The 21,490-nt window shown below is 37.0% G+C and carries 18 protein-coding genes and 1 other RNA gene; 10 read left to right on the top strand and 9 right to left on the bottom strand.

Annotation, left to right across the window (positions count from 1 at the left end; genetic code table 11):
- Nucleotides 1–13 precede the first annotated feature (13 nt).
- The 6 genes from SB028_RS14255 to zapA all read right to left on the bottom strand — a co-directional run bounded on the left by SB028_RS14255 (nt 14) and on the right by zapA (nt 7,068).
- Nucleotides 14–2,131, bottom strand: coding sequence for a type I secretion system permease/ATPase (locus tag SB028_RS14255; protein ID WP_069367727.1), 2,118 nt, complete (start codon nt 2,129–2,131; stop codon nt 14–16).
- Nucleotides 2,132–2,150: 19 nt separating this feature from the next.
- On the bottom strand, nt 2,151–3,512 hold the full coding sequence (locus SB028_RS14250) for an HlyD family type I secretion periplasmic adaptor subunit (protein WP_069367728.1): 1,362 nt from the start codon (nt 3,510–3,512) through the stop codon (nt 2,151–2,153).
- Between the two features lie 2 nt (nt 3,513–3,514).
- Nucleotides 3,515–5,569 carry a peptidase domain-containing ABC transporter gene (locus SB028_RS14245; RefSeq protein WP_318859621.1) on the bottom strand — a complete coding sequence of 685 codons (2,055 nt, stop codon included), beginning with the start codon at nt 5,567–5,569 and terminating at the stop codon, nt 3,515–3,517.
- Between the two features lie 109 nt (nt 5,570–5,678).
- A complete protein-coding gene (locus SB028_RS14240) occupies nt 5,679–6,272 on the bottom strand; it encodes a 5-formyltetrahydrofolate cyclo-ligase (protein WP_069367729.1) in 594 nt (197 codons plus the stop codon).
- A 173-nt stretch (nt 6,273–6,445) separates the two neighbouring features.
- Nucleotides 6,446–6,629, bottom strand: a non-coding RNA gene (ssrS, locus tag SB028_RS14235) — 6S RNA.
- Nucleotides 6,630–6,738: 109 nt separating this feature from the next.
- Nucleotides 6,739–7,068, bottom strand: coding sequence for a cell division protein ZapA (gene zapA / locus SB028_RS14230; protein WP_069367730.1), 330 nt, complete (start codon nt 7,066–7,068; stop codon nt 6,739–6,741).
- A gap of 176 nt (nt 7,069–7,244) precedes the next feature.
- Between zapA and SB028_RS14225 the strand changes: the two genes are divergently transcribed.
- The 7 genes from SB028_RS14225 (at nt 7,245) to gcvP (ending at nt 16,696) form a co-directional block, all read left to right on the top strand.
- A complete protein-coding gene (locus SB028_RS14225; RefSeq protein ID WP_069367731.1) occupies nt 7,245–7,823 on the top strand; it encodes a YecA family protein in 579 nt (192 codons plus the stop codon).
- 51 nt (nt 7,824–7,874) lie between these two features.
- Nucleotides 7,875–9,185, top strand: coding sequence for a Xaa-Pro aminopeptidase (gene pepP, locus SB028_RS14220; protein ID WP_069367732.1), 1,311 nt, complete (start codon nt 7,875–7,877; stop codon nt 9,183–9,185).
- A gap of 13 nt (nt 9,186–9,198) precedes the next feature.
- Complete coding sequence (gene ubiH / locus SB028_RS14215) at nt 9,199–10,371, top strand: 2-octaprenyl-6-methoxyphenyl hydroxylase (protein ID WP_069367733.1); 1,173 nt, start codon at nt 9,199–9,201, stop codon at nt 10,369–10,371.
- Between the two features lie 144 nt (nt 10,372–10,515).
- Nucleotides 10,516–11,751 carry an FAD-dependent 2-octaprenylphenol hydroxylase gene (gene ubiI / locus SB028_RS14210; RefSeq protein ID WP_069367734.1) on the top strand — a complete coding sequence of 412 codons (1,236 nt, stop codon included), beginning with the start codon at nt 10,516–10,518 and terminating at the stop codon, nt 11,749–11,751.
- Nucleotides 11,752–12,164: 413 nt separating this feature from the next.
- Nucleotides 12,165–13,259 carry a glycine cleavage system aminomethyltransferase GcvT gene (gene gcvT, locus SB028_RS14205; protein ID WP_069367735.1) on the top strand — a complete coding sequence of 365 codons (1,095 nt, stop codon included), beginning with the start codon at nt 12,165–12,167 and terminating at the stop codon, nt 13,257–13,259.
- Between the two features lie 34 nt (nt 13,260–13,293).
- Nucleotides 13,294–13,686, top strand: coding sequence for a glycine cleavage system protein GcvH (gcvH, locus tag SB028_RS14200; protein WP_069367736.1), 393 nt, complete (start codon nt 13,294–13,296; stop codon nt 13,684–13,686).
- A gap of 133 nt (nt 13,687–13,819) precedes the next feature.
- A complete protein-coding gene (gene gcvP / locus SB028_RS14195; protein ID WP_260664939.1) occupies nt 13,820–16,696 on the top strand; it encodes an aminomethyl-transferring glycine dehydrogenase in 2,877 nt (958 codons plus the stop codon).
- 91 nt (nt 16,697–16,787) lie between these two features.
- Here the strand turns inward: gcvP and SB028_RS14190 are convergent, their stop codons facing one another.
- Both SB028_RS14190 and ygfZ read right to left on the bottom strand, forming a co-directional pair.
- Nucleotides 16,788–17,390: an HD domain-containing protein gene (locus SB028_RS14190; protein WP_069367738.1), complete on the bottom strand. Its 603-nt coding sequence runs from the start codon at nt 17,388–17,390 to the stop codon at nt 16,788–16,790.
- A gap of 31 nt (nt 17,391–17,421) precedes the next feature.
- A complete protein-coding gene (gene ygfZ / locus SB028_RS14185) occupies nt 17,422–18,408 on the bottom strand; it encodes a tRNA-modifying protein YgfZ (RefSeq protein ID WP_069367739.1) in 987 nt (328 codons plus the stop codon).
- Between the two features lie 268 nt (nt 18,409–18,676).
- Here ygfZ and sdhE point away from each other — a divergent pair, with 268 nt between their 5' ends.
- Nucleotides 18,677–18,952 carry an FAD assembly factor SdhE gene (gene sdhE / locus SB028_RS14180; RefSeq protein ID WP_036913402.1) on the top strand — a complete coding sequence of 92 codons (276 nt, stop codon included), beginning with the start codon at nt 18,677–18,679 and terminating at the stop codon, nt 18,950–18,952.
- 481 nt (nt 18,953–19,433) lie between these two features.
- On the top strand, nt 19,434–19,841 hold the full coding sequence (locus tag SB028_RS14175) for a protein YgfX (RefSeq protein WP_069367740.1): 408 nt from the start codon (nt 19,434–19,436) through the stop codon (nt 19,839–19,841).
- A 62-nt stretch (nt 19,842–19,903) separates the two neighbouring features.
- Here the strand turns inward: SB028_RS14175 and fldB are convergent, their stop codons facing one another.
- On the bottom strand, nt 19,904–20,422 hold the full coding sequence (gene fldB, locus SB028_RS14170; RefSeq protein WP_069368022.1) for a flavodoxin FldB: 519 nt from the start codon (nt 20,420–20,422) through the stop codon (nt 19,904–19,906).
- Nucleotides 20,423–20,530: 108 nt separating this feature from the next.
- Between fldB and xerD the strand changes: the two genes are divergently transcribed.
- On the top strand, nt 20,531–21,469 hold the full coding sequence (xerD, locus tag SB028_RS14165; protein WP_069367741.1) for a site-specific tyrosine recombinase XerD: 939 nt from the start codon (nt 20,531–20,533) through the stop codon (nt 21,467–21,469).
- Nucleotides 21,470–21,490 lie beyond the last annotated feature (21 nt).

Here is a 21,490-nt window from a genome sequence, read left to right as displayed (position 1 = left end):
TTTTAATCTTTAATTATTGAGTTTGTTGCTGCCATAATTGGTAATAAAGTGCTCTATTTTCTATTAAATGAATATGTGTACCTTCTTCTAGTACTCGTCCTTTATCTATTACATAGATATAATCTGAATGCGCTAATGTATTGAGGCGATGTGCAATACTAATGATGGTTCTGTTTCTACAAATCATAGGCAAGTTCGCTAAAATTTGTGCTTCTGATCCGTAATCTAATGCTGATGTAGCTTCATCTAAAATAAGGATACGAGGATCTGTTAATAAGGCTCTCGCCAGTGCAATACGTTGACGTTGCCCTCCAGATAAATTGTGGCCTCTTTCTCCAACTTGAGTATTAAAGCCTAAAGGAAGTTGCTCAATAAAGTCCAAAGCTCCAGCAAGTTGGGAAGCTTCTATTATTTCTCTTTCGCTTGCGTTCGGTTTTGATAAACGAATATTTTCAAGAATTGAACCACTAAATAAAAAATTTTCTTGTAAAACAAGACTTATACTTTTGCGTAAAGAGAGTGGATCTGCGATAGCGATATCCATCCCATCAATATAAATTTGTCCTTGCTGAGGGATATAAAAACGTTGGATCAAACGTGTAAGCGTGCTTTTCCCTGATCCTGAGCGACCTGTAATACCAATAAATTTCCCTGCTGGAATAGACAAAGAGAGTGCCTCAATAACATCAGGTGTGTTATGGGTATAACGGAAATAGACATTTGAAAAAACAATACTTCCTGTCATTTTAGGAACGGTTGCTATTCCATGAGATTGATGTTCGGTTGGTGTATTTAAAATATCACCAACACGACGTAGAGAAATAGTTGCTTGCTGAAAATCTTGCCAGCATTGTGCTAAGCGTAAAATAGGGTGTGTGATATGAGCTGCAAAGAGGTTAAAAGCAATAAGTTCACCCACAGTCATTTGTGCTTTGATAATTAAATTAACACCTTGCCATAAAATAATAGCTGTTGCGATTTTATGAATGATAGAAATGCACTGTTGTGCAAATAACGCTTTTTTAGCACCAGAAAAGCGTTTGTTAATATGGTCTGTAAGTTTGAATTGCCATTTTTCTATAAAATCATTTTCTGTTGCAGTTATTTTTATCGTTTCAATACCGTTTATTGCTTCTGTTAGTAGACTGGTACTATCCGCGTTGGCTTGATATTCCTGCTCAACCCAATAGCGAATAAAAGGACCACAAATAAGCCAGAGGATAAAATAGAGTGTTAATGCACCTAAGGTTATCCACGTTAACAGTGGTGAATATGTAAACATGACAAAAATAAATACAACAATAAAAATCAGATCTAGTATTCGCATAAATGCTGAGTTAGTCATAAATTGCCGAATATGTGAAAGCTCTTGAATACGGGTAATGATTTGTCCTGACTGGCGTTGATAAAAAAAATGGCTAGGCAAACGGATAAGATGTTGAAATGCTTTTCCTGAAAATTCAGCGCTTAATTGACAAGAAATAAAAATATATAGCTTATCACGTAAATAAATATAGAACGGTTCTGTAATCGCCATCATTATTAATAGATAACCAAAAAGATGTAGATTAGATAGATTTCTGCCTGTTAGTACTTTGTCAATCATGATCTCAAAAATTAAAGGAGTAACTAATGCAAAAATTTGACAACAGCAAGCTAAAATAAAGATAAATAATAATGTATTTTTTTGTTTTAATAAGGATGGGATAAACCAGCGAAAATTAAATTTTGTTGATAGTGATGATGGCTTTTTAGCAATAAGTAATAATATATTGAGGTTCTTTTTTTTATCAATAATAAACTCTTTTTCAATGCTATTTTTAGGATCAAAAATAGTGAGTTTCTCATTTTTTGTATTTTTTAAAATATACCAATAATTATTTATTTCAATCATTGTGTTAATCATCGAACTGTTTTTATTATCATAATCAAAAGTGTCAAATCGACATTTTAAGTTTAGTAATTGAGCTGTTTCAAAAATATGCCACTTATTAAAATGATTATCACAACCAAGAAAATGAATGATTTGTTCTTTTTTTATATTTCCTCTGTTTTTTTTAGAAAAATAAAGTAATCCATCAATAATAGAGTGATGATATTGGTTTTCTTCCATATTAACTCTGTTTTCCATAATATAAGTTACCTTATGCTTATTTCTCGGTCAGTGCGTTATGACGATAAGCTTCTATTGGGCTTAAAATGTAATCAATGACACGACGTTGTTCCGTGATTATTTCAGCCGTTAAAGACATACCTGAAGTCAATGGATATTCTCTTTGATTATTATTAATTGTCTGTTTGTTTAATTTAATGATTGCTGGATAAACTAAGCCTAGTTGTTCATGTTGTACGGCATCTCTGGCAATATTGATGACTTCTCCTTCAATAGTGCCATAACGTGTATAAGGGAAAGCGTCTATTTTTATCATTGCCTTTTGTCCTCGATGAACAAAACCAATATCTTTATTAAGTAAATTAACTTCTGCAATATTATCTTGATGAGCAGGGACTATCATCATCACTGCTTGTGATGGCTGTAATACACTGCCTAGTGTATGAGTTGAAATTTGTTGTACCGTACCTGTTATTGGGGAACGTACTTTTTTTAATTGTTGTTTTTTTTGAATATGACTAAGGGTTTGATTATAAATATGTAGTTCACTTTCATATTGTTTATATTTGTCATGCCACTCTAACTGTTTTTGTTTCTCTAATCGATTTAGATTTTGATTTTGTTGTCTTTCTTGGCTTTTTAATAGGTTATATTCTGAGTTTTTTATTTTTATAAGTCGTTTTATTTCTAGTAATTCTTTTTGATTTTCGAGATACTCAATTTTACTAATAAATTTTTTTATATATAGTGTTTCTTTCAATATGAATCGTTGTTCAATATTTTCTTTTAATTTTTTTAATGACAATAAATCATTGTAGATCATTAATTTATTTTTATTATTTACTTCAGCGTCTATCTCTATTGCTTTTATATTACTATCAAACTCGTCCTTTTCTTTTTGGTAACTAGCTAAGATGTTTATTTTTGCTTTCTCATTTAATGTATTAAAATGGTAAAGTTTTTGAGGAGATATTTTTTGGCTTAATGCTTGATAACGTATTTTTAGTTGTAAAATATTATCTATTTTTTTTCTTATTCCTATTATTTCTTCATCAATACCCAATATATCAAGTGTTAATAATATATCGCCTTGATTCACTTTTTGTCCTTCTTTTACATGAAGTGTTGCTAATCGACTATGTTCATGTATTTGAACATGTTGAGAATGTTCGATAGCGATAAGCTTACCTGTTGCAGAGGCTTGTATATTCAATTTACCAAAATAAGTCCATAGAAGGCAGGCTATAACATGTAATGAAATAAGTATCGCAATATAACGACTATAAGGTGTAATAGGTTTTTCAATAAGAGCAATATGGTTAGGGTAAAAATCGTAATGACTTACTTTATGTTTACGCTGAAAAAAAGTAAGAAAAATAGAGAGAATATTTAGTTTCATGCTTAGCATCCTTGCTGAAGTTGCCAAAGTTTTTTGTAGTAACGACTGTTTTCAATTAACTCTTCATGTTTTCCTTCTTCAACAAGTTGCCCTTTATTTAACACAATAATACGAGAGCAATTTCTAATAGTTGAAAGTCGATGAGCAATGATAATAACGGTTTTATCTTTAGTAATAAGGGGGAGATTGTTTTGAATGATGGTTTGAGAATCTTCATCTAAAGCGCTGGTGGCTTCATCGAAAATTAAAATCTTAGGTGATGGTAATAAGGCTCTAGCCATCGCAATACGTTGGCGTTGACCTCCTGATAATGAGGATCCACCTTCTGTAATAAGAGTATCGTACCCCAAGGGGAGTTTTAGAATAAACTCATGTGCTCCGACTATTTTGGCAACATGAATAACGTCTTCTAAAGTAGCTTGTTGATGAGTTAATCGAATATTATCAAAGACACTTAAGTGGAATAAAAAATTTTCTTGTAACACGAAACCGATTTGTTGGCGTAGGTGAGTTAAATGAAATTGCGTAAGTGGGATACCATCAATTTTTAGACAGCCTGATTGTGGAATATAAAGACCTGAAAGCATTCGTGCTAAAGTGCTTTTACCCGATCCTGAAGTACCAACAATACCAATAACTTCACGTTTTTTAATATGTAATGAAATATTATTTAAAATAGCAGGCGTATTGCTTTGATAATAAAAACTGACGTTGTTAAAGATAATTTCACCCTTGATGCTCGATTGCAGTGTTGCTAGATCCTGTTCTTTGGGAAGATTAAGAATATCTTGTAAGTTATAGATCGCAGTTTTAGTTCTGATATATTTACCCCAGACATCGATTGCCGTCGCAAAGGGTTGTAAACAGAATCTCAGAAGCATTATAAATGCAATAAGTTGACCTATTGTCATTGACAGTGACATGACTTCATAGGCACCCTGCCATAGCAAAAATGCTATTGTTGTTTTGTTAATAAATAACACAATAATGCGTGAAAAATTATCAATTCTTTGAAGTGCGAAGCTTTTAGTCGTGAGTTGATGTGTTTGTGTATACCACTGATGTGTAAATCGAGGTTCAAGGGAAAGGCTTTTAATTGTTTCAATTCCCCCTAAACTTTCTGTGAGGAATCCACTATTAATTGCTGCTTCTTGATACAGTTGTTGAACAGCAAATTCTATTTTAGGTGCAAGGAATTTGGCTAAAAAAAGATAACAAGGGATGGTGATAATAAAGAGAAGAGTTAATTTGAGAGAAAACATTGCCATTGCAAAGAGAAAGATAAAGATAAAAGAGAAGTCGGCAATTAACATTAACAATGTATTAGTAATAAATTCTCTAATAATATCTAGCTCTTTTACACGATTGACAATGGCACCCGTTTGCCGAGATTTAAAATAGCTAATCGGTAATTTAAATAAGTGTTCAGTAAGCTTTAAACTTAAGGTAATGTCAATTTTATTTGCCGTGTGGTGATAGATATATTCTCTAATACCTTTTAATACCCCTTCATAAATAGCAATAAAAACAAGAGCAACAACTAAAATATCAAGCGTTAATAATGCCTGATGAATAATGACTTTATCCATAATAATTTGTGTAACTAAAGGGAATGCTAATAATAATAACTGCAAAATCAATGAATAAAAAAAGACACCATAAAAAAGAGTTTTATATTTTTTAAATACAGGTAAAAACCAAGCAATGTTAAATTCATTATTTGCTTTAAAATCAAGGTGGTAGATATTTTTAGGTTCAAATAAATCATCTTTGCTAATTTTCTCTGTTTTCTCTGTTTGAGTGTTATAAAGAAGAAGGTTATTGTTGTCATTTTTTAGTAGGATAAATACATTATCATTATTATCTAGTAGAATTAATTTATGATTTATTTGTTTTTTTAATAAAATAGTTTTTTTTATTTTCTTTAATTTAAATTGGTGGTCTTTTTCTAATGAATTTACTGTATGATTATAGTCTATTTTTATTTTTTTATTTTTAATTAGACCAATAATAATGTGAATAGACTTAATTAAATGAATATCTTTTTTACTATTCATTAGAATCAATACCTTTTAGTAAGAGAATATAAAAGATATTTAAAAAAAATTTTTTTATAAAGAATATAAAAAAACGCAGATGATCATTGATAGTAAAAAATAGAATGATTTAAAAATGCCATATTTTTTCAGGGGTGATAATTTCAGGTAATGGAACATCCCAATTAGCCGTAGGGAGAGATCCAACTTGTTGGCAAGTATGAGCAAGTCCCATTGGGTAAAATGATTTTTGTTGCCAGTTTTCTAATGTCCTATCGTAAAAACCGCCTCCCATCCCTAATCGTTGACCTTGTGCATCAAATGCCACTAACGGTGTAAAAATAACATCAATATGGGAGATAGGAATAACCCTGTTCACATTTAAAGGCGGTTCAGAAATATTAAAACGATTTTTTACCAACATAGTCGAAGGCGTGTAGCGTAAAAACAGGAGGTGATGGCGATGAAAGGGATGCAATACAGGTAAGCAAACCTGTTTATTTAATGCCCATAGTTGGGAGATCAACGGTGATGTATCAATTTCCCCATCAAAAGAAAGAAACAGTGCAATAGTCTGCGCCTGCTTGATTTTGGGGTGAGAAAGAACGTGTTCACACAGTTTATTAGCAGCCTGTTGTTGCTCATTTAATGTAAGTAAACGTCGTTTTTGGCGAATAGCTTTGCGGATTTCATCTCTTTGCTGAAAAAGTGAAGTGTGTGACATTCATCAATCCATCAATAAGGAGTTGGCATTAAGCGACAACCATCATTTGAATCAATTTATCACACTTTAGAGGTAAAAAAGCGAAGAAGTTAACAAAATATGAGAATAGAAGCATAAAAAAAGTTCTAAACATTAAGTCGCTATAAAATACTTAGTGTTTAGAACCTTAGTAGGGGGTCTCCAAGATGCCGCCGCAAGCTGTAACCCTTGAACCCATGGTCCAAGGTGAACATAGTGTTGCTACCATTAGGCTGCCTGAACGAATCGGGTATGCTCACAAGCAACAGATCACCACGTTCTATGTGTTTCGAATATCGGCTCAGGGGACTGGCCCGCTGGCAAACATCTCAGAGAAATTGGGTGGGTGCGTTAAGCACCTTATCTATGAACTATTGTATTATTTTAATTGTAGAAAGCAACCTATTATCTGTGAATTTCGTGGCATACGCGTGCTTTCTGAACAAATCTACTTCGATGTTGAAAAAGTGCGATCATGGTGCTTGCCTTGATCGTGTAAAGCCTGTTCAATGGATTGTTGTAGCATTTTTATCTTCTCTTCCATGTTGTAGGCGTAGTCTCTGGTTTTTAACTTTTCTTCTGCCAACTCATGACTCATATTTAATGCCACGATAAAAATTAAGTGCTCTGTGTTGGAAACGCCACTGCGTTCTTTGAGATCTTGTAATCGTTGTTCCAGTTCAGCAGCAGAAGCCAGTAAAGCATCTCTTTGTTCTGGTGGGCAATTGACACGTAATGAGCGCCCAAAAATTTGAAGATCAACGGGTTGTGCGGACATGATTCCTTCCTGACATAAAATCTGTGCTACGTGTTTAGTAGTGTATACGGTTATAACGCTGTATTAAACGCTATTACTGCAAAAATTCCAATGATTAACGTGGCTTAACTGGTACAGCGACTTCTATTGATGGTAGCATATCTTGAACTATTCCCCTAAATGCGACGTTTATTCTTATGTCAAAACAGAACACATTACCGAATTACCAAACTATTGATGCATTATTACAGCAACATACAGTACCTTTAACCGCGGCTGAAATGCATGGTTTGATTACAGGATTTATTTGCGGTGCCGTGCGTGATAGCAGTTGGAAAACCTTATTACACGATCTGACCAATGAAGGTTTAGCTTTTCCTAAAACACTATCAGAGCCACTCGAAGAACTTTATCACATCACTCATGAACAGCTTGATGACAGTGTGTTCAACTTCTCTATGTTAGTACCTGACGAATCTGAATCTGTTTTTTCAAGAGCTGATGCCCTTGCGGGTTGGGTTAATCATTTTCTTTTAGGCCTGGGTGTTGCTCAACCTAAGTTGTCTGATCATAAAGAATTGACTGAAGTGATTACTGATTTGCGTAATATTGGTGCACTAGGTTACGAAGAAGACGAAAACCAAGAAGAACTTGAAGATGCGCTTGAAGAAGTTAGTGAATATGTAAAAGTCTCTGTTCAGCTTTGTTATATCACTTTTGTCGCACCAAAAGACAAAGGAAATGACAAACAAAATGAGCAACGTGTACTACATTAATTTCATCATTAATTAGATAACCATAAAGATAAATGAAAGACAGGAGTGGGTATGAATAAGCAAGAATTTTTATCCCGTCGTCAGGCATTATTAGCTCAAATGAAGCCTGCGAGTGCAGCTATCTTTTTTGCCGCACCACCAGCGCAACGTAATGCCGATAGTGAGTATCCTTATCGCCAACATAGTGATTTCCTTTATCTAACCGGTTTCAGCGAGCCTGAAGCTATTCTTGTGCTGATTAAAAGTGATGAAACACATAATCATAGTGTGCTTTTTAATCGTGTTAGAGATTTAACGGCTGAAATTTGGTTTGGTCGCCGTCTTGGACAAGAAGCTGCGCCTGAAAAATTGGGGGTTGATAAGGCGTTACCTTATGAAGATGCGAATGAACAACTTTACCAATTACTAAACGGGTTAGATGTTGTTTATCATGCTCAAGGTGAATATGCGTTTGCTGATGAGATAGTCTTTGGTGCGTTAGAAACCTTAAGAAAAGGTTCTCGTCGTAACTTAAAAGCACCTCAAACTCTTATTGATTGGCGTCCAATTGTTCATGAACAACGCCTATTTAAATCTGATTTTGAACTTGAATTACTGCGCAAAGCTGGAAAAATTACCGCATTAGCACATACGCGAGCGATGCAAAAATGTCAGCCAGGTATGTATGAGTACCAACTTCAAGGTGAGATTGAACATGAGTTTGTCTCTCATGGTGCACGTTTCCCTTCTTATAACAGTATTGTCGGTAGCGGTGAAAATGGTTGTATTCTGCACTACACCGAAAATGAAGCTAAAATGCGTGATGGAGATTTAGTTCTTATTGATGCTGGTTGTGAATATGAAGGTTATGCAGGTGATATCACTCGTACTTTTCCTGTTAATGGTAAATTTAGCCGTCAACAACGCGAAATTTATGACATTGTCTTAAAATCCATCAATGTTTCTTTGGAATTGTACAAACCAGGTACAAGTATCAAAGAAGTGACTGAGCATGTCGTGTATATCATGGTCGAAGGGCTGGTTAAACTGGGCATTATGCACGGTGAAATTGAGCATCTTATTGAGACAAAAGCCTATCAGCGTTTCTTTATGCATAGCTTAAGTCATTGGTTAGGCCTTGATGTTCATGATGTTGGACATTATGGCGTGGAGCGCGATCGTATTTTAGAGCCGGGCATGGTATTGACCATTGAACCTGGACTTTACATTGCGCCAGATGCAGATGTACCACAAGAGTATCGTGGTATTGGTATTCGTATTGAAGATGACATTGTTATCACGGAAACAGGTAATGAGAATTTAACGGCATCTGTCGTTAAAGATCCTGATGAAATTGAAGCTCTGATGGCAGGAAAAATTTAAGGCTAAAATCAGCATGAATGTGATTATTGTGGGTGGTGGAATGGCAGGGGCGACATTAGCACTGGCACTCTCTGCATTAAATAAAGGTAAAATTTCAATATCGTTAATTGAAGCAAGAGAGCCTGACAATGGGCACCCTGGGTTTGATGCAAGAGCGATCGCATTAGCGCATGGAACAGCGAAACGGTTAGAGCAAATCGGGCTTTGGTCAACATTAAAACCTTTTGTCACTCCCATTAATCATGTTCATGTCTCTGATAAAGGTCATTGTGGTTTTGTTAATATTTATGCACAAGACTATGATATCTCAGCACTGGGTTATGTTATTGAATTGCATGATGCAGGACGTCAGCTTTTTGCTAAGTTAAAAAAACAATCCAATATCACACTTTATTGCCCCGCTAAAGTTGAGCAGGTTCAACGTAATATTGATGTTGTTAAGGTAACACTTGATGATGGTACACAATTATCGGGTGATTTACTGATTGCTGCTGATGGTACACACTCACCTGTTGGTCACCAGTGCCATATTCAATGGCAGCGAGAGCCTTATCATCAAGTGGCTATGATCGCTAATGTTAAAACGCAAATCGATCCCCAAGGTAAAGCATTTGAACGTTTTACCGAATTTGGTCCATTAGCCATGTTACCCATGAGTGAAGGGCGTAGCTCATTAGTGTGGTGTCATCCTATTGAAAAATGGGATGAAGTTTCTCAATGGGATGATGAAACAACTATCGCGCATTTACAGCGTGATTTTGGCTGGCGTTTAGGAAAGATAGAGCATATTGGTAAGCGAAATTGCTACCCTTTAGTACTACAAAAAGCCAATCAAATTATTGGTCATCGTTTAGCGTTAGTTGGAAATGCCTCGCAAACGCTTCATCCTATTGCAGGACAAGGTTTTAACCTTGGCTTGCGTGATGTTATGGCGCTCGCCAATACGATCACTCAATCGATTAATGCCAATATTGATATTGGTAGTTATCGAGTACTCTCTCAATATCAACAAATTCGCCAACAAGATAGAGAAAAAACTATCTCTATTACTGATGGATTGGTGAAAGTGTTTGCAAATCGTTGTGTGCCTCTGATTGTCTCTCGCAACTTAGGATTAATGACGATGGAGTTGCTCCCAATGATGAGAGATAAATTGGCGCATCAAACACTTGGCTGGACAGACTAGAGCGTGTTGATCTTTGATAGTCATTGTTAATATCGATCAATATCTAAAATAGTAACTAGTTTGCTTTATAATTTTTTTTTGTTGTAAAAATAAGCAGAAAAGAACAGCGGCTCTAAAATAATCGCTTTTTAGGATACTTATATTATGAAATCATTTGATGTTGTTATTGCTGGTGGTGGAATGGTTGGGCTTGCATTAGCCAGTGGATTACATGGGTGTGGATTACGTATAGCGATAATAGAAAATCACCCAGTAACGAAGCTTTTTCACCCACAAGATGATTTTTCATTACGGGTATCTGCTATTAATACAGCCAGTGAAATGTTGCTGAAAAAATTAGGTGTTTGGGAAAGTTTACAAGCATTACGAGCTACACCTTATCAAGGTATGGAAGTTTGGGATCAAGATAGTTTTGGACGTATTGAATTTTCAGCACAAAAAGAAGGGTTCAGCCACTTAGGCTCTATTATCGAAAATCACCTTATTCGTGAAGTCCTTTGGCAAAAATGTGAAAGCCATAGTGATATTACCTTCTATTCATCAACGCAGATTGAGCGCGTAGTGTGGGGGGAAAATGATGCATTTATTACCCTTAATGATGGTGAAATGTTGACAGCAAGATTAGTTGTCGGAGCCGATGGCGCCAATTCGTGGTTACGTAAACACGCAGATATTCCCCTGACTTTCTGGGATTACGAACATCATGCCTTAGTGGCGACTATTCGTACTGAACAGCCTCATGAAAATATTGCACGCCAAGTCTTCCATGGTGAAGGCATTTTGGCGTTTCTCCCTCTTTCTGATCCTCATACTTGTTCTATTGTTTGGTCTTTACCCAGCAACCTTGCTGAAAGTTATAAAAACGCAGAAAAAATCCTATTTGAGCGCACATTAGGTGTGACTTTTGATATGCGTTTAGGCCAATGTGAATTAACGAGCGATCGCATGACAATACCATTAACAGGCCGTTATGCTCGCCAGTTTGCCGCTCCCCGCTTAGCGTTATTAGGTGATGCTGCTCATACTATCCATCCTTTAGCAGGACAAGGTGTTAACCTTGGTTTTATGGATGTTGCGGAGTTAATTGGTGAGATCCGTCGCTTAAAAGCAGAAGGTAAAGATTTTGGTGAATATCTCTATTTGAGACGATTTGAGCGTCGTCGTAAACATGCGGCGGCTGTCATGCTGGCAAGTATGCAAGGATTCCGTGAACTTTTTGCTGGCAATAATCCCGTTAAAAAACTCGTCCGAGATATCGGTCTTTCGTTAGCAGATAGTTTACCGGGGGTAAAACCTAAGTTACTCGAGCAAGCAATGGGACTTTCTGATTTACCTGAATGGCTAAGTGATAAAAATTACACTTCAGTTGAAAAAATCTAATTCCTCTCTTATTTCACATTACTTTTATTTATATCTGACTGAAGAAATGGAACTAAAAAAATCTATTTTTTCAGTCTATTCTTTGTGCTAATTCTTTTTTTTAGTAATTTCTCACTAAAAATGAGCGCTGATACGCATAATTGCAATCATTAGTTCTGCATACCTATATGTCTACATTATGATGAAGAGACACAATACCCTATTTTAACTTATGGTTTATTTTTTCTCACAATGCTAAGTTCAAAGAGATGGTATCGTTTGCGTTGTACGTTAATTGCTCGTGTTTGTTAAAGCTATGTTTAAAAATAAACTTAAGTTTGAGATTAACACTATGATTTCAAATCAAGTTTAATTTTATATTTAACAAGTTGCGTTCTCTGAATAATCTAAAGTAAAAGTAGAAAGAGGGAAAAATGGCAAAACAGACTCCGTTGTATGATGAGCACGTAGCCTGCGGTGCTCGTATGGTCGATTTTCATGGGTGGATGATGCCGCTACATTATGGCTCCCAAATAGATGAACATCATATTGTACGTCGTGATGCAGGGATGTTTGATGTTTCTCATATGACTATTGTTGACTTACATGGCTCACAAGTTAAAGATTTTCTACGTTATTTATTAGCGAATGATATCGCTAAACTCACCGAAAAAGGTAAGGCACTTTATACCGGTATGCTAAATGCATCGGGGGGGGTAATTGATGATCTTATTGTCTACTATTTTGATGACTCTTTTTATCGCCTCGTTGTGAACTCTGCTACTCGTGAGAAAGATCTAGCATGGATTGAACAACACGCTTCAGATTATGTCGTTGATATCACCGTTCGTGACGATTTGGCATTAATTGCTGTTCAAGGTCCCCATGCACAAGAGAAAGTACAAAGTTTATTGAGTGAAGCGCAACGTCAAGTCGTTTCCGCTATGAAACCTTTCTATGGCGTGGAGCTTGGCGATTTGTTTATTGCAACAACGGGCTATACCGGTGAAGCAGGCTATGAAATTGCAATGCCAAAAGAACAAGCCGTCGATTTTTGGAAAAAATTATTAGCGGTGGGAGTGAAGCCCGCAGGATTAGGTGCAAGAGACACATTACGTTTAGAAGCGGGAATGAACCTATATAGCCAAGAGATGGATGAAACTATTAATCCACTTGAAGCGAATATGGGATGGACGATTGCATGGGCACCAGAAGATCGCCAGTTTATTGGTCGAGAAGCATTAGAAAAATTACGCACAACAGGCACAGATAAACTTGTTGGTCTTGTTATGCGAGAGAAAGGCGTGTTGCGTGCTGGCACTGTCGTACACTTTACGGATGATGTAGGCGAGTTAAGAGAAGGTATTATTACAAGTGGTACTTTTTCGCCTACATTAGGCTTTAGTATTGCATTAGCAAGAGTACCAGCAGGCATAAAAGATAGCGCAATTGTATTAATGCGTAATCGTGAGATGCCCGTCGAAGTGGTAAAACCTGGTTTTGTTCGATCAGGTAGAGCATTGGTATAACACGCACAATTATTTTAAATGGAGAGTAAGGTCAATGAGTCAAATACCTAGTGAATTAAAATACGCACAATCTCATGAGTGGATCCGTTCAGAAGGTAATGGTGAATACACTATTGGTATTACTGAACATGCACAGGAATTATTAGGTGACATGGTGTTTGTTGATCTACCTGAAGTGGGTAGAGAAGTTGCCGCGGGTGATGATTGTGCGGTCGCGGAATCCGTAAAAGCAGCATCAGATATTTATGCACCATTATCGGGTGAAATTATCGCCGTAAATGAAGAATTAGAGGGTTCTCCAGAACTTGTGAACAGTGCGCCTTACGGAGACGGTTGGCTATTTCGCATTAAAGCAAATAATGAAAGCGAATTAGATGACTTACTTGATGCCGCTGGTTATCAAGAATTGGTAGATAGCGAAGAGTAAAACGAAGCGCCCCGTCAAATCAATGCCGGGGCGTTTTTATTTGTTAGCTTGCTATTGTAATGCTATCTCAACATGCTTTAAGCCATATGCTATTTACCTATCCATTCATAGTGAATTCAGGAAATTACTTGCAATGACACAGACTTTAAATCAGTTAGAGTATCGCGATGAATTTATTCGTCGCCATATTGGTTCATCACCAGAACAGATTAAAGAGATGCTCAGTGCTGTTGGCGTCTCCTCATTAAATGAATTAACTCAAAAAATTGTTCCAGATAATATTCAATTAGAAACACCACCAGATGTAGGTGCAGGGGCAACAGAGCAAGAAGCTTTGGCTGAATTGAAAGCGATCGCCAGCCAAAATAAACGTTTTACTTCTTACATTGGAATGGGTTACGCGCCTTCTATATTACCTCCTGTGATTTTGCGTAATTTACTAGAAAATCCGGGTTGGTATACCGCTTATACACCTTATCAGCCAGAAGTTTCTCAAGGCCGTCTAGAATCATTATTGAATTTCCAGCAAGTGACAATTGATTACACAGGAATGGATCTTGCTTCTGCATCGTTGCTAGATGAAGCAACGGCAGCCGCTGAAGCAATGGCAATGGCTAAACGTGTAAGTAAATTAAAAAATGCCGATCGCTTCTTTGTCGCTGATGATATTCACCCTCAAACCTTGGATGTTGTCAGAACGCGTGCAGATACTTTTGGTTTTGACGTTGTTGTTGATAAAGCTGAAAAAGTATTAGAGCTTGAAGGTGTTTTTGGTGTGCTATTACAACAAGTTGGCACAACGGGTGAAGTTCATGATCATAGCAAGTTATTAGCCGCCCTAAAAGAGCGCAAAATTATTACCAGTGTTGCGGCTGATTTAATGGCACTGGTCGTCCTTACTGCACCAGGTCATCAAGGCGCTGATATTGTATTAGGCTCAGCACAACGTTTTGGTGTCCCTATGGGTTACGGTGGCCCACATGCGGCATTCTTTGCTTGTCGTGATGAATATAAACGTGCGATGCCAGGGCGTATTATTGGTGTTTCTCGTGATGCTGCGGGTAATCGTGCATTGCGTATGGCGATGCAAACGCGTGAACAGCATATTCGTCGTGAAAAAGCGAACTCTAATATTTGTACATCCCAAGTGTTACTTGCCAATATTGCAGCGATGTATGCGGTTTATCATGGACCAGAGGGATTAAAGACCATTGCTCAACGTATCCATCGTCTAACGGATATTTTAGCGGCAGGTTTACAACAAAACGGGATGGCATTACGCCATAAAACTTGGTTTGATACATTAACGATTGATACTGCTGATAAAGCGGCTGTACTACAACGCGCTAAAGAGGCTGAACTCAACTTACGTACTGATATTGTGGGTGCCGTGGGGGTAACGCTAAGCGAAATTACAACTCGTGAAGATGTATTAAAGCTTGTTGAAGTTATTAGTGGTAAAGCATTAGCTGGTGATATTGATGCACTTGATAAACAAGTTGCCTCTTCATCAGTATCAATACCTGCTTCTATGCAACGTAAAGACACTGTGCTGACACATGAAAACTTTCATCAGTATCACAGTGAAACAGAAATGATGCGCTATATGCATCGTTTAGAAAATAAAGATTTAGCATTGAATCAAGCGATGATCCCATTAGGATCATGTACGATGAAACTTAATGCTGCTGCTGAAATGATCCCAATCACATGGCCTGAATTTACAGAGCTACATCCTTTCTGCCCAGCTTATCAAGCGAAAGGCTATCAAGTGATGATTGGACAACTCTCCAATTGGCTTGCTGCATTAACGGGTTATGATGCGATGTGTATGCAACCAAACTCAGGAGCTCAAGGCGAATATGCAGGTTTATTAGCTATTCGTCGTTATCATCAAAGTCGTGGTGAAGGTGCACGACATATCTGTTTGATCCCAAGTTCAGCACACGGTACTAACCCAGCCTCTGCCCATATGGCAGGAATGACAGTGGTCGTGGTGGGTTGTGATGATAACGGTAATATCGATATTGCCGACTTAAAAGCCAAAGCAGAAAAACATCAAGCTGAACTCTCTTGTGTGATGGTGACATATCCATCAACACATGGTGTCTATGAAGAGGGGATCCGTGAAGTTTGTGAAATCATTCATCAATATGGCGGGCAAGTTTATCTTGATGGTGCCAATATGAATGCGCAAGTGGGGATCACAACACCGGGCTTTATTGGCTCTGATGTTTCCCACTTAAATTTACATAAAACTTTCTGTATTCCTCATGGTGGTGGTGGTCCTGGCATGGGGCCTATTGGTGTGAAATCACACTTAGCGCCATTTGTGCCAGGACATTCTGTTGTTGAAATGGAAAATGTCACGACACAAGGTGCGGTTTCAGCTGCTCAATTTGGTAGCGCTTCAATACTGCCAATTAGTTGGATGTATATTCGTATGATGGGTGCGCAAGGGCTTAAACGAGCAAGCCAAGTGGCAATCTTAAATGCGAACTATATCGCACAACGTCTGAAAAATGATTATGACATTCTTTATGCTGGTGCTGATGGTTATGTCGCACATGAATGTATTATCGATATTCGACCATTAAAAGCGAATTACGGTATCAGTGAGATGGATGTGGCTAAACGTTTAATTGATTATGGATTCCACGCTCCAACCATGTCATTCCCTGTTGCAGGGACATTAATGATTGAGCCAACAGAGTCTGAAAGTAAAGTTGAGATTGATCGTTTTATTGAAGCACTGCTTTCTATTCGTGCTGAAATTGCACAGGTAGACAACGGCGTATGGCCAATCGATGACAACCCATTAGTTAATGCACCTCATACTCAATACGAATTAGTACAAGAGTGGTCACACAGTTATAGTCGTGAATGTGCCGTATTCCCAAGTGAAGCAACGAAACAAAACAAATATTGGCCAGCGGTTAAACGTCTGGATGATGTGTATGGCGACCGTCATTTGCATTGTTCATGTGCGCCAATTAGTGATTATGAATAAGCTTTAATCTAGCTATATTCTTAAATTTAAATACCGAGGGTTAAGTTAGCCTTCGGTATTTTTTTATTTAACAAGCACAGTATTGAAGATATTACTTCAGCCAGCCTTTTTTCTGCGCCTCTAATAATTGAGGGTAGAGATATTGCCAGAATTCGGGCCACTGTTTTTCAATAAACAGATTTCTAGCCAAGACTTGCTCTAGACGAATATTATTTTCGACCCAGCTTTGACCTTCATTATGTAAATTCATCAGCATCGGCATGGCACGATCAAGAATATTGGCAAACTGAGATTCGGGCGTTTCCGCTGCATCATACTCGAGCCATAAATTGAGGAAATATTCACTTTGTGGGGAAGGTAATAAAGAGAAAATACGTTTTGCGGCTTTTTGCTCGTGTTCTTTAATGGCTTCGCGAGCGGCAACGTCATACACCATTACATCGCCAGCATCTATTTCAACGATATCATGAACAAGGGCTAACTGAATAACGCGCCCCATATCAATGTTACCAGCATAAGGCTGAAAACTCATCGCGGCAACGGCAAAATGCCAGCTATGTTCTGCGGTATTTTCGGAACGGCTATTGTCTAATACATTATTTTTGCGATAAACACGTTTTAGTTTATCTAACTCCATAATAAAGTTAATCGTATCAGAGAAGGGGCCAAATGCCCCTTTAGGTAATTGTGTCATAAAAATCCGTATTGATTATGATAAATAAGAATTACTCTTCATCTAAAGAATAAGGTAGTGGCTTAATGGATAAGCGACTGATGCTATCGTTTGGAACTCGAAATACACTATCAGGTTCCATATCATTATTCATAACAACTTCAGCCAAAATCGTATTATCAGCCATACGTACAGCACTTAATACCGTTCCCGTTTTGCGCCATTTATCTTCGCTTAATTGCCATTCAACGCTACCACCGATCTCTGGTAATTCAGTAGCACCACCTGATAACAGATACATTGCACGTTTATTGGCGCCTCTGAATTTCGCACGAGATACCATCTCTTGCCCAGTATAACAGCCCTTTTTAAAGCAGATGCTCATTGGTAATGCTTGCAGATTTGTTGCTTGAGGTAAGAATTGTTCAATATTTGGAGTATCAATAATAGGATATCCAGCCTCAATATCTAAGGCTAACCATTGCTCACTATTACTGTTTTCTGCTTCTAGTGTTGTAGCTAGATTTTTTGCGGTTTCTTCGTCTGTTACGATTAAAAAGCGTTCCGTAGGTAAAGGTAATTGAAGAATATAAGTATTATTGTGATTAACGACTTCGTTTGCTTTACGAGGGATATTTGGAAAGTAATTAGCTAATGCAAGCGCAGCGCCTTGCCCTGCTAATCCTAATAAAACGCTATCTGTATTTTCAGCTAAGGTTACTTTTGAAAATACGGCATATTTTTTTAATTCAGCAAGTTGTTTTTGTGCGACATTTTTACGCAAAATATAAGCAAAGCCCTCTTGCTGGTGGAATAAGCGAAGTGTGCTCCACATTTTACCTTTTGCTTCACAGTGTGCAGCCAATGTATGTGTCGTTGTTGGAAGTGCTGCAATATCCGTTGTTAGTTGACCTTGCAGATATTTTTCACTGTCAGCACCTGTTGCTGTTATCAGTGACCATTCATCTAAAGAAACCAGTGTTAATGGCAAATTGATTGCTGCATGAGGGCGTTTAGCCTGAGTAGAATTTTGAGTCATGATATCACCAGCTATTAAATTAATCAGATACATCAGTTATGGTAAAAGAGTGGCAAGACAATGCAAGTCATTATTATTTTTAACGCACAGAAAATGAACGTGATAAATAACAAATGAAAGCGTGTTCAATAAGTTGCTCATGAGACTAGACCTGCAAACTGTGATCATTTTGATGTTAAAAATCTTACGATAAGACTATTATCAGTACTAGGCAGAAATAGTGAGTGGTATTTCTTGATTTGAACAATGTAAAGAGCAGAGTATGACTATCGATATAGAGAATAAAGCACGAATTAACTGGGCATGTCGTCGTGGAATGCGTGAACTGGATATTTCTATCATGCCTTTTTTCGAGAATGAGTACGATACGCTATCTGATAACGATAAAGCCCTTTTTGTTCGTTTACTCGAGTGTGCAGATCCTGATTTATTTAACTGGTTGATGAATCATGGACGCCCTGATGATGATGCACTCTATTATATGGTGAAATTAATCCAAGATCGCAATAAAGCGAGAATGGCGGAGATCGTTGATAAATATTAATAAAATAGATTATCAAATCAACGATAGATTAAATAGTAATTAAGATTGATTAAAAATAACGCTTTTATTTTCTCATCAAATAAAGGCGTTTTTATTTTTATATAAAAAGTTAATAATATTAATAACCCGCTAAAATTTACTGAAATAAAAAATGTAGTTGCGTTAAATTTGCGCACTATATCTAAAAATGATCGCCTAAATCGCCTTTTCTCGATGTTTTTCACACTATGCGTAATAAATCAGGTATGCTAGCTTTATTAAAATCACATTAAGAAAGAGTAGAACTTACAGACTAATTATTAAGTTGTATTTTTGAATATATATTAAATAGTGAAAGTAATAATAAATAATTAAGTTAAAATCGAAGATAAACTATTTGCAAGGTTAAAGAAGAAGTTACATGATAAATAGGTTAGTCTTTATTAATTATCTTTAACTTATTTATATCCGTATAGAATTACAGCAGGAGTTAATATAACTCGTGATTTTATGGAAATCGCACCTCACAGTATCATGGTTCACCCAACTCTTCTCAACGGTTGCTTATGTTTCCTTTGTGATAGGCTTGCTGTTGTATCCATGGCCTCCGGATTTTATTTATGTTTGGGTTCCATTGTTGCTTTTTCTGATATGTAGTTGGTACTTCACACAAAAAAATATTAGTCGTATCAAAGGGGATTTTGTTTTATTGAATGGCAACCGAATTCAATGGAAACTGCATGAATGGCAAATAACAAAACGCCCTTGGATCAGCCGTTTCGGTACTCGAATAACATTGACATCCATTCTCAATAAAAAGCAAATCACGTTATGGGTTGCTTTTGACAGTATGAATGAAAATGAGTGGCGTAACTTCTCTCAATTATTAATGCAATATCCAGATATTTAATACCTGGATACTAAATTTATCCAAGGTGCCGTAAAACCCTGTCCTTTAGAGGAGGGAGGATGTTAAAAATTTTCTTCTATTTCACGTAGAATTTGCATACACCATTGTGATAAACGTTCATCAGTTTCTTCAAACTGGTTTACATCATCTAATGCAAGACCAACAAAATGTTTACCATCATCGGATAACGGTTTTGGGCTGACAAATTCATATCCATCAATAGGCCAAAATCCAATAAATTTAACACCACTTGGTAATAAATGATGGTAAAGCATACCTAGTGCATCAAGAAACCATTCGCTATAATCAACTTGATCGCCCATTCCATACATTGCAATAAGCTTATTTTTTAAATTTAATGTCGGTAATGTATCCCAAATACTGAGCCAATCTTCTTGGATCTCACCAAAATCCCACGTTGGAATACCTAAAATAAGGATGTCATATTGTTCCATAAGCGTGATATCACACTCTTGAACATTATGAAGATCAACGAACTCTTCACCGAGAATATCACGAATTTTTTCTGCTGCCATTTCGGTGTAACAGGTACTGGAACCGTAAAATAGACCAATTTTCATAAAGATTTTTAGGATATTTTTGCCAATAAAGGTCACTATTGTACCAGAAAAATTTTTTTATAAGGCATAATGTAAAGGCGATAAGCTAAAGATAGGGAGAGTAAGACGGTGTCACAAACCAAATTATCGACAAAAAAGACAGCTCATATCAATGAAGATACTGATATTATTATTGAACAATTTCTCGACAATATTTGGTTAGAGCAAGGCTTATCCGCAAATACGCTCAGCTCTTATCGCTTAGACTTACAAGCATTAGGGCAATGGCTTGCACATCACAAATTAGATTGGTTATCCGTTACCACTTTGGATTTGCAATCTTTTCTCGCAACACGTTTAGATGAGGGTTACAAAGCCAGCAGCGCAGCTCGATTACTCAGTACATTGCGTCGGTTATTCCAATATTTATATCGCGAAAAATTACGTTTAGACGATCCTAGCGCATTGCTTTCAACGCCTAAGCTTCCCAAGCGTTTACCAAAAGATTTAAGTGAACGACAAGTTGATGATTTACTTAATGCCCCTTGCATTGATGAGCCACTTGAATTGCGCGATAAAGCCATGCTTGAAGTTCTTTATGCATGTGGACTTCGTGTTTCTGAATTAGTGGGATTATCACTCTCTGATATCAGCTTACGGCAAGGTGTGTTACGTGTGATTGGTAAAGGCGATAAAGAACGATTAGTTCCTTTAGGTGAAGAAGCTATTTACTGGTTAGAGCAATATCTGCAATATGGAAGACCCACTTTAATGCAAGGGAAAACGGACGATATTGTTTTTCCTAGCTTAAGAGGGCAAAAAATGACACGACAAACGTTCTGGCATCGCATAAAGCATTATGCTGTGATAGCGGGGATCGATACTGAAAAATTATCACCCCATGTGTTGCGTCATGCATTTGCGACACATCTCTTAAATCATGGAGCAGACTTGCGTGTTGTACAGATGTTATTGGGGCACAGTGACCTCTCTACAACACAGATTTATACCCATGTTGCAACGGAACGCTTGAAAGTGCTTCATCAGCAACATCATCCAAGGGGATAGCTGCTAAAGAGTGGGCGTTAA

The sequence above is a fragment of the Proteus vulgaris genome, from assembly GCF_033708015.1.
Lineage (GTDB): Bacteria > Pseudomonadota > Gammaproteobacteria > Enterobacterales > Enterobacteriaceae > Proteus.
Note: the sequence above shows the minus strand (reverse complement) of the source record. Positions and strands in the feature narration are given on the sequence as shown.